Here is a 10,249-nt window from a genome sequence, read left to right on the forward strand (position 1 = left end):
TATGTACTATGCATGAAACAAAAATGCATAGAAAATGCAACAAAAAAGGAGTAATGATTACCATGGACTTGAAAGTTGGGCGTTCGACGTTACTTGATAGCGATGCGGTGGAATATCAATGGATCCGCATGATGGCCAGTGAAGGTTGTACCCATAATGTGATCAATACCAGTATTCAGCGTTGCCTAGGTGGCGACTCGGAAACTGCCGATCTTTTACGCCGAGTAGCCACCAAGCAATGCTCGGTCAATGAGTTATTGTCGACAATAGAGTCTGTGAAATATTAATCACGATCTGAGCACTCTGCATCCTTGTGCCTACTCGGAGAGTTTCTGGGCGTCCCTACTTGTGCCGTCGTAACCTAATAACTCCATTGGATGCCAACATCTAGTCGTCTTTCGCAAAAAAAGACGTGTAATGCGCGGGCGATAAGCGTTCTAAGGTACTTTTGTTTTCGACACGATACACGTACGTTTGCGTACCAATCGAATAACTTAGCTTATCACCATCAAACTGATAACTCGTCGTAACCCGGCTGCCATTGGTATAGATACCGTCTTTGCGGACTTCAAAACGATCAGCTGCATAGGGCGCGACCTCTGTTTCAACCCATTCGCCATACAAATCGGTTTGCGTCACGTCAGGCGCAAAAATTGCAGGCTGGGTCGCCACTAAAAATCCCGTTCCACCAAATAATATAAATAGAACTAATAGAACCACTTGTTTCGTTTTTCGCACGCGCTTACCCCTCAGTGCTTTTTATTCCAGCATAACTAACTCATCACTTTACTTTAGACGCTGAACGCCAGATTGTGATCTCGCTTCATCGGCCAACATCGAGTATGGGAGCTAATTCTTATCGTTTCACATGCGCACTGACACCGCACAGGACTTGACACTCAGACCTAAAAAAGAATAAAAAGGCATATAAAGTGAATAAATAAACGGRTRTSCGCGTGAARATAAGAAGTACCGCACTGGTTAAAGGRTTTCGCCAATCTGCACCTTATGTAAATGCTCACCGAGATAAAACCGCGGTAATCATGCTGGGTGGCGAGGCGATGGCGGATGAGAACTTTAAAAATATCGTCAATGATGTCGCGCTACTCAATAGCCTTGGCATGAAGCTAGTCTTGGTGTTTGGTGCCCGCCCGCAAATCAATCGCGCGCTCAATCAGTACGGACTGGAAACGCCTTATCACAAAGGAATACGCATCACCGACAGCCACGCGCTTGAAGTGGTCAAACAAGCCGCCGGCCAAGTGCAGCTCGACATCACCGCGCGTTTATCCATGGGGCTTAACAACACCCCAATGGCGGGTGCTCAGATTAATGTGATCAGTGGCAATTTTGTTATCGCGCAGCCGCTGGGTGTCGACGAGGGGATTGATTATTGTCACAGTGGCAAAATTCGCCGTATTGATACCGACGGTATTCAACGCCAACTGGATCAAAACGCGATTGTGCTGATGGGGCCGGTAGCCAGCTCAGTAACGGGAGAATGCTTTAATCTCACCTCCGAGGAAGTGGCGACTCAGGTCGCGATTCGATTACGCGCAGACAAGCTCATCGGTTTTTGCTCCGAGCAAGGGGTGTTGAATCAAAACAATGAGGTGATTTCTGAGTTACTGCCCACCCAAGCCCAGCCACTTCTAGAGGCGAGAGAAGCCGCTGGCGATACTGGCTCTGGCACTAGTCGCTTTTTACGGGGCGCAATTGCTGCGTGCCGCGCGGGAGTCACTCGCAGTCATTTGATTAGCTATAAAAAAGACGGCGCCTTGATCCAAGAGCTGTTCTCGATTGAAGGGATCGGCACCCAGATCGTGATGGAGCGTGCCGAAAAAGTGCGCCAAGCCCAGATTGACGATATCGGTGGGATCTTGGATTTGATCCGCCCGTTGGAGCAACAAGGGATCCTAGTACGCCGCTCGCGAGAACAATTGGAGCAAGAAATCCCACGCTTTACCATCATCGAGCGAGATGGATTAGTGATAGGCTGCGCCGCGCTCTACCCGTTTAGTGACGCGCGCACCGGAGAGATGGCATGTGTTGCCATTCATCCGGATTATCGTGATGGCGACCGCGGCGTCATGCTCCTCAATCACCTCAAACAACGCGCCAAAGCCAAAGGGCTTGAAACCATCTTTGTGCTCACCACCCACAGTTTGCATTGGTTTCTGGAGCAAGGCTTTTTGCTTTCCGATGTCTCAGCGCTCCCCAACACCCGCCAAGAGCTGTACAACTATCAGCGTCGCTCTAAGGTACTAACCTTAGCGCTTTAGCTAACCTCGCCATTATAAGGGCGCCAACAAGGCATCCGGCAAACCACTATACCTGGCGGTGCGTGCGCCCACACCGTGGCGTAGCACCGGCCAAGACGCGTAAAGATCAAGCTGGCGCTTCGCCCGCGTGATGCCGGTATAAATCAGCTCGCGGGTGATCACCGGTGAAATGGTGGGCGGACACACCAGCACTGTGTGCGCAAACTCCGATCCTTGTGATTTGTGCACCGTCATCGCAAACGCGGTTTGATGGGCGGGCAGACGGCTGGCAAGCAAATAGCGCACCTCGCCATCGTGGGTTTCAAACGCCACGCGGGTGATCCCCTCATGCTGCACCGCAATTCCAATATCACCGTTATACAACCCTAGGGCATGGTCGTTTTGCAAAATCATGATCGGCCGACCGTGATACCAAGTATCACGCTCTTTGGCGATCAATCCCGCCGACGCCAAGTGCTGCTCAATGGCTTGGTTGAGGCCAGCGACACCAAATGGGCCTTCGGTCAATGCACACAACAAACGAAATTGGCTAAAGGCACTCAGCACGTCCGCCATCGATGGCGGGTTTTCGAGCGTCGCATTATCGAGTGTTGTTAAGTAATCGCGATATCCTGTCACCGCTTGTTGCATCAGGGTCTGATAACTGTCATCACTCAGCACATGGTGGGTAATATCGCCATAGCCGCGTTTTAACACCGCCCCCACCTCGGCCATCTCTCCTCGGTTCACCGCAAAGGCGAGCTGGCCAATGCCGGATTGAGCATCAAAACGATAACTTTTGCGCAGCAGACACAGGGCACTGGCGATCGCTGGCGCATGTGGGTTTTCGGGTACATCAAAGCCTGTTAGCTGGCTTAAACGCGCTGCTTGCGCCGCTGGATAGCCGGCCTCGGCGTACTGACAAATATCGCCTAGCACCGCCCCCGCTTCCACAGAGGCAAGCTGATCTTTATCCCCCAGCAAAATAATGCGTGTTGAGGGCGCCAAGGCATCGAACAGCTGTGCCATCAAAGGCAAGTCCACCATTGAGGCTTCATCGACAATCAACACATCCGCATGCACGGGATTATTTTTATGATGGCGAAACGCTACTCGCTGCGGAATCGCCCCTAATAATCGATGAATGGTACTGGCTTGGGTCGGCAGCGCCGCTTTCACGTCATGATCAACAGGCAAGGCGGCAATCGCCCGTCCTAGTGATTCAGTCAATCGGTTGGCCGCTTTACCGGTCGGGGCAACCAGCTTGATGGTGAGCGCTGCAGACGTTGTACGCTCGGCGTGGTGTGACGCCACCAGCGCCGCCAACAAACGGGCGACGGTGGTGGTTTTACCCGTACCCGGCCCACCCGAAATCACCGCAAACGGCTGGGTCAACGCGGTGGCTGCCGCCACTTTTTGCCAGTCTATCTCTACCTGTGAGGCGGCAAATAAATTATCTAGGGTTTGGCTGGCCTCATCCGGTACCGGCAGCGCCGTCAAACGATGGCGAATATGCCCGGCCACTTGCTGCTCGGCATGCCAGTAACGATGCAAATACAGTCGGTGTCCCGCAAGCACCAAGGGCGTCGCCTGCGTACCATCGGACACGACTGAGGCCTGCGCCAATTGCTCGCTTGGCGCTTGGCTATCAATGTGCGCCAATAAAGGCTGCCAAGCGACATCAGTGGGTGGCTGCCACTGGTGCAAATCAAGGCAGACATGGCCTTTGCCCACTTCGCGACTCAGCAGCGCCGCCCATACCGTGATAGCAGCCTTATCTAATTGGGTGTCTTCTTCGCCCATCAAACAAGCAAATTGCACATCAATCGCTCGCAATTCCCCGCGCTGGTAAAGTGCCATTAATGCTTGTTTCATAACGACTCTCCAGCAAACAGGTTGTCCAAGGCGTCAATCAGTGCCTTATCGGGACGGTGCGCGAATACGCCGGTTTCGCCGCTATCGCTGGTGCCCCGTAAAAAGAAATAAAACACGCCTCCCACATGGGTGTCGTAATCATAATCGGGGATCCGCTGGCGCAAAAAGCGGTGCAGCGCCAAGGTATAGATCTGATACTGAAAGTCGTATCGGTGCGCGATCATCGCCTCTTTGAGCGCCTCAGGATGGTAATCGGCCACACTGTCCCCTAAATGGTTCGACTTCCAATCCAGCACGTAATACTTGCCATCGGCGCGGAAGGTTAAATCGATAAAACCTTTTAACATCCCGCGCGCCGTCTCAAAGGAGAGCTGGCCAGCACGCGCTGACAGTGCATCATATCGCGCGGCGAGTCGGTTCAGTCGCTGGCAGTCGAGTGCGGCCAAAGGCATCACGAACTCCATCTCCGTTAACCGACTGGCGTTGTCAATTTGGTTCAGCATCAGCCCTTGTTCATTGAGCGGGTGTTTCAATACCTGTGTCATCCACTGCTGCAATATCGGGCACCACTGCGGGTCATAGTTTTCCAAGCTAAGGTGATGGGTAATAAGCTCAGCGACCTCTTCACTCATCAAATCAGCGGTAAAGTCCACCTCTTCAAACAAGGTATGTAAAAAGGTACCGGCTCGCGCGCCTTTGGGAAACGCAAAAACTGACCAAGGATCCACCGCCACATCCGGCGTCTCCTCGCCGGCGAGGTCATCGTCCGCGTCCAAGTCGTAACTGGCTAATGTGGGCAAGGCGCTGACATGATGGCTCTGTTTTAACAGTCCTGAGTAACTGGTTAAGCGCCACTGACGGTCAATCTTGCCGTCAAACTGACGCGCGGTTAGCGCCTCGTGGGCGCCCGTTTCAGGGGCATAACGGCTATCATCCGGCTCCGGTGGCGCAACCACAGCCACCGCATCGCTCGCGCTCGCCAACCCAGCTAAACTCTCGGCCAGCAGGCTAGCATCACCGACTTCTCCATGCTGGAGCAAATAACCGAGGGCCGTTAAGTGCAAGGCCGAGTCTTTTTGCCGACTGTTACCTTGTTTAAGGGGCGCACAGCCGATAAAACACCCATACACGGCGCGCGTCACCGCCACATACAGCAAGCGGATATCTTCAGCCAACCGCTCTTTTTCAGCGCGTTCTTTGCCCTCATCGACATTATCCAACGCCAGTACCGGCTGATACTGTTCATCATGATAAAACGGTTGGCTGCTTTCGCGATACTGACAAGCAAACGGCAAGTAAACTAAATCGTACTCCAAGCCTTTCGATTTGTGGATGGTGACGATTTGCACCAAATCACGCTCCGACTCCAACCGCACCTGCTGCTCTTCCGATTGTTGAGCCGGCTCGGCCATCCGCTCTTGTAGCCAGCGGATCAGCGCGTGAGGGTTGTCCAATTGCTGGCTGGCACTTTGCAGCAACTCCGCGATATGTAAAAAATCGGTCACACAGCGCTCGCCTTGCGGCATCGCCAACCAGTTTTCTGCCACTTGGCGGGCACTGGCGACTTGGCGCAGCATCGGCATCACCCCACGGCGCTGCCAGGTATCACGGTAATGGCTAAAGGCCACCACCTCATGCTCCCACAAGGCTTCGTCTTGATTGAGTAACGCCAGCTGCTCAGCGGTCAGGCCAAATAAGGGGCTGGCTAGCGCTGCCCGCAACTTACGCTCGTTTTCAGGCTGCATCACCGCCACTAAAATGCGCTCAATATCGCTGGCGACGGGGCTGGCGAACACATTATCACGGTTAGAAAGATACACAGACGCCACGCCTTTTTCGGCCAGCGCTTGCTTGACCAACTGTGCCTCGCGTCCAGTGCGCACCAACACGGCGATATTGTGCGGCTGAATCGTGGCTTGGCCGGAAGGCGTTTGTAGATAACTATTGCCCGCCACCGATTGGTTGAGCACTTGCGTGATATGCTGTGCGGTACTCACAGCTAAGGTCTGTTCAAAATCTTGCTTGCCACATAATTCATCCGGGCTGTGATGCCAAAAGGTGAGCGCGGGCTGCTCGTTTCCCTCCACCACCAGCGCCTTTTGTTTGGCGCTAGGCGAAGAGGCCACCGCTAAAAAGGGAATACTGTCTTGATAGACAAACGGTGCCTTCGCACGTGAGAACAAGGCATTGACTCCGCGTACCATGCCATCTGTCGAGCGCCAGTTGGTGGCAAGGTTATAGTGATCACTCACCTGCGCACGGGCATGAATATAGGTGAAGATATCGGCGCCACGAAAGGCATAAATCGCCTGTTTAGGATCGCCAATCATCATTAAACCGGTGCGCTCCCCCTCTTCCTCTGTGTCTGTCTCTTCCTCTGTGTCTGCGAATACAGGGGCATCGTCCGCCACTGGCGGCTGATAGACAGTGCTAAAAATCTGATATTGCAGCGGGTCGGTGTCTTGGAATTCATCAATCATTGCCACCGGATATAAGCTGCGAATACGCGCAGCCAACTGGCCTTGGCTATCTTGGTCAAGTGCGCTGGCAAGTTGAGAAAGGAGATCGTCAAACGAGAGCCACCCTTGGCGGCGTTTTTCTTGGCGGAGCAGCTGCCGCACTTCTTTAATCGCCAGTGCAGTTAATCCCGGTTTTAACGTCGGCGGCTGATCAACCAATGCCTGAATCTGCTCAAATAGCGCTAGACTCGGTGGCTCAGCTTTACTCTTGTCCGCCAACGTCTGTTTGGCGAATTTTTCCAATTTGTCGGGCAACTGGTAATCAAGCGTCTCGGCATTGGCCCATTGTTCCATCGCATTCAGCCAGTTCGCCAGATGATCTTTGCGATAACTGCGGCCATCGAGTTTAGCGGCACTTAGCTGGTCGGTGATCTGCTCCCCCGCCTCGCGCCATGCTCGCTTTACCCCGTCAATTTTGGCTATCGCCGCTTGGTGTGCCGCCATGAGATCTTCGCCGAGATCAGGCGCCTTAACCGTGACAGCCGGTCCGGATAAATAGGGCGCAATCTCTTTTAATAAGGCCTCCGGCGCGGGCCAGTAGCTGCTCACCACACCGGCTAACGATTTTGGCAGCGGATAAAAACGACGACGCCAAAAATCGGCCGCCGCGCGCGCTTTGATCTGTCGCTCGTCGGTGACAAATTCATGACTGAACAGGCTACCCGACTCAAACGCATTTTGGGTCAGCATCCGCTGACAAAAACCGTGAATGGTATAAATGGCCGCTTCGTCCATCTGACGCTCGGCCTCTAACAGTCGCTGCGCCGCGGTTTTATGATCGCTTACCTCTGAAAGCAAAGGTCCAATGATAGGATCGTCACACTCACCGCGCATAAAGGCAAAACGCGCCTCATGAATGCGACGTCGAATACGGTCTTTTAGCTCTTGGGTTGCCGCTTCGGTAAACGTCACCACCAGTATTTGCTCGACCCGACACGGCGCTGCGCGGCCATGCCCAAGCAACAATCGCAGGTACAAGCCAGCAATGGTAAACGTCTTACCGGTGCCGGCGGAAGCTTCGATTAATCGGACGCCATCGAGTGGCAAGGTGAGCGGGTTGAGGATCTGCGGTTCCATATCATTATTTCATCGCCTAGTCTGCCCGCTATTGTAGCAACCCCTTGGGGTAAAACATATTCTAACCAAGGCCATCAATCTGCGCCGGTTAACATCACGATCAAAAAAGGCCAGCATCGCTGGCCTTGGTTCGTTTATTGAGACTCAACACTTACGACTGAAGCCAAACTGGGTTGGTCCATGCCGTGCTGCCGTCTTTGTCTTCCACTTCTAGGTTGATCCAACCTTCTGCATCCGCAGGAATAGGCAGTGATAGCTCAAGACGCTGTGTGCTCTCTTCAGGGTTAATGGTGATGCTGTTTAGCACCTCACCACCTTGGCCGATTAAGCGCACTTCTTTGAGGCCATCAGCGGCGACCACATTAATATCCCATTTATCACCTGCCTTGGCGGTTTCACCAAACATGATGTTTTGTGGATACAGGATTGGCCCCTGGGTGGCATAGCCGTGACCGGCTTTTAACGCTTTGGCAAAGGCGAGCGGCGTTAGCTCACCATCAACATTGGCCATCATACGAATACGCCCAGTGAGCTGATTCCACGCATCATGGGTATCGGTGCCGGCTGTGAGGTACATGGCTTCGCCTTGATCCCAAAGCTTGTGCGCTTTTTCAAGGGTCGGCTCGTTATCGACACGTGCGTTAAGCTCCATCAGGTCGAAACGGTCAGTCTTACCGCCCGGCACCGCATCCTTAGCGATATTGGTGAAGTAGCCATAATCGTTATATGGATGGTTCATCGGCACCACTTCTGCACCCATCTCATGTGCAGCATCAATCAGAGTATGCACGTCATCAGTACCCGGATCGACCGTCAGCGCCGCGCCATTATCGATGGGGAATGGGTTCATGTGACCCCATGATGGCGAGATCTCAATCGATGGAATGAAAGGCACACCACGTTTCGCTGATAAGTCAGCAAATATTTTGTGATTAATGGTGGAGTCGTGATCACTGATAAAGGTCAGATCCAAGTCGGTTGCCAACTGAGCACGCACCACGATTTCTGGTGGGGTTACCCCTTCCAGCACATTGCCGTGGTGGTGCAAGTCTGCCCCGTACCATTGGTGGCGATTAGGGAAGGTTACCTGTGGGATCTTAACCAACTGCTTGTTGGTTTTACCCGATTCCAGCGTCACGTCCAAGGTTTGTGATTCAGCGGTAAAGCCTGCACCGGCGTTAATGCCCAGCTTGTATTCACCCGGTGCTAGGTTTAGCTCGGCATGGCCGGCAGGCAGCAAGTCCGTGAAGAAGGTGCGTTTACCCAAGAATTCAACCGGTGGCGCTTGGCCTTCAATGATAGTCACACGTGCGTCTTTAGCCACGCCAGACACCGCTTCTTCTACGTTAAGCGCAAGGGTCGCAGGGCTTTTTAGCGAGGTGAAATTCAGTGTTTGCTCACTATCGGCACCCACGGTAATAGATTGCAGCTGGCTGTTGGCATGGCCGGTTGCCGTGCCATACACTTGGTATTTGCCTTCTGGCAATGCCATGCTGTACTGACCATCTTTAGCAAGCGTCCACGCGTAAGGGTGGCCGTCTTTCTCAATCATCACAATCGCATCGGCAGGCACGTTACCATTGTCGGCGCGAAGTTGGCCGGTAATAGTGCCCGTCGCTTCGCCATGACGTTCGGCTTCGGCTTTGACGATCGGCGCCATGTCACCGTTCGGAACAACCTGTAACTGAGACTCAAACGTACGGCTTTCACCGGCTTTGAGCGTGTGACCCAGATACATATCGCGACCGTTGTATTTAATGCGGTCAAAGTAAGGCGCGTGCAGTGCGAACGCCCAGTCACGGTCATACGCGACCATGCGATCGGCGAGAGCATTATCCGCCATCGCTTCTTCATTGCCTTCAAGCCCTGGTACCGCGAACTGATAACCCGTATCCGGCCAGATCGTGTGGCCAGATTCTAGTTCGAGATCATCCTCACCCTGGTTATTCATCACGGTTTTAAGAGCAATCGCGTCAGAGCCTGCAGCCAAGGTATACCAAGTCGTAATGTCGACTTTGTCGAAGTTACGGCTCACTTTGATCACTGCTTTTTCATCGCTGTCTTCAACAATATCAATCGACTTGCGCTCGTTCGGCCAGGCTGACCAGCTGTTGGGGATGAAATCTGCAAAAGCGACTCGGTCTAGATCAATTTTGCCATTTTTCACCGCCGCGAGGTCCACCAAGGTACCACGTGGCACGCCCCATGGTGGCGCAGACTCAACCGCCAATGCGAACGCGACATGCTCGTTTTTTACCGTGATGTCTTGGGCATGCGTTGCCTCGCCATCTGGGATTGCAGTCTTACCTTGAGTAATGCTGACGTCGGCGTGCGCTGAGGCACCCAGCAAAAGGCCAGAGACCAAGGTTGCCACTGCGCTTTTTGAGAATTTATGCATGAAGGCACTTCCTTTTTTTCATGGTTTGTTATGTGAATTTTCGATGACATTGTGCGTTAAGTTAATTACACGTTCAAATAAAAAACAGAACAAAGACCTCTACAAACAACACAAAAATG

The 10,249-nt window shown here is 53.0% G+C and carries 6 protein-coding genes; 2 read left to right on the top strand and 4 right to left on the bottom strand.

What is annotated here, in order from left to right; translation table 11 throughout:
* The first annotated feature begins 62 nt into the window (after positions 1-62).
* Positions 63-287: a hypothetical protein gene (locus tag BZG81_RS10090; protein WP_025744513.1), complete on the top strand. Its 225-nt coding sequence runs from the start codon at positions 63-65 to the stop codon at positions 285-287.
* A 100-nt stretch (positions 288-387) separates the two neighbouring features.
* Here the strand turns inward: BZG81_RS10090 and BZG81_RS10095 are convergent, their stop codons facing one another.
* Entirely contained in the window at positions 388-738 is a 351-nt protein-coding gene (locus tag BZG81_RS10095; RefSeq protein ID WP_077459753.1) for a DUF2850 domain-containing protein, read from the bottom strand.
* Positions 739-956: 218 nt separating this feature from the next.
* On the opposite strand from BZG81_RS10095, the gene argA reads away from it, so the two are divergent.
* A complete protein-coding gene (argA, locus tag BZG81_RS10100; RefSeq protein ID WP_077677276.1) occupies positions 957-2,282 on the top strand; it encodes an amino-acid N-acetyltransferase in 1,326 nt (441 codons plus the stop codon).
* A gap of 12 nt (positions 2,283-2,294) precedes the next feature.
* Here the strand turns inward: argA and recD are convergent, their stop codons facing one another.
* From recD to BZG81_RS10115, 3 genes are all read right to left on the bottom strand, one after another.
* Positions 2,295-4,136: an exodeoxyribonuclease V subunit alpha gene (gene recD / locus BZG81_RS10105; protein ID WP_077677277.1), complete on the bottom strand. Its 1,842-nt coding sequence runs from the start codon at positions 4,134-4,136 to the stop codon at positions 2,295-2,297.
* Positions 4,133-7,732, bottom strand: a complete 3,600-nt coding sequence (gene recB / locus BZG81_RS10110; RefSeq protein ID WP_077677278.1) for an exodeoxyribonuclease V subunit beta — start codon at positions 7,730-7,732, stop codon at positions 4,133-4,135. Before recB ends, recD begins: the two co-directional genes overlap by 4 nt.
* A 151-nt stretch (positions 7,733-7,883) precedes the next feature.
* Positions 7,884-10,130, bottom strand: a complete 2,247-nt coding sequence (locus BZG81_RS10115) for a CehA/McbA family metallohydrolase (RefSeq protein WP_077677279.1) — start codon at positions 10,128-10,130, stop codon at positions 7,884-7,886.
* Between the last annotated feature and the right edge of the window lie 119 nt (positions 10,131-10,249).

The organism is Salinivibrio sp. MA607, from assembly GCF_001996245.1.
Classification (GTDB): domain Bacteria; phylum Pseudomonadota; class Gammaproteobacteria; order Enterobacterales; family Vibrionaceae; genus Salinivibrio; species Salinivibrio costicola.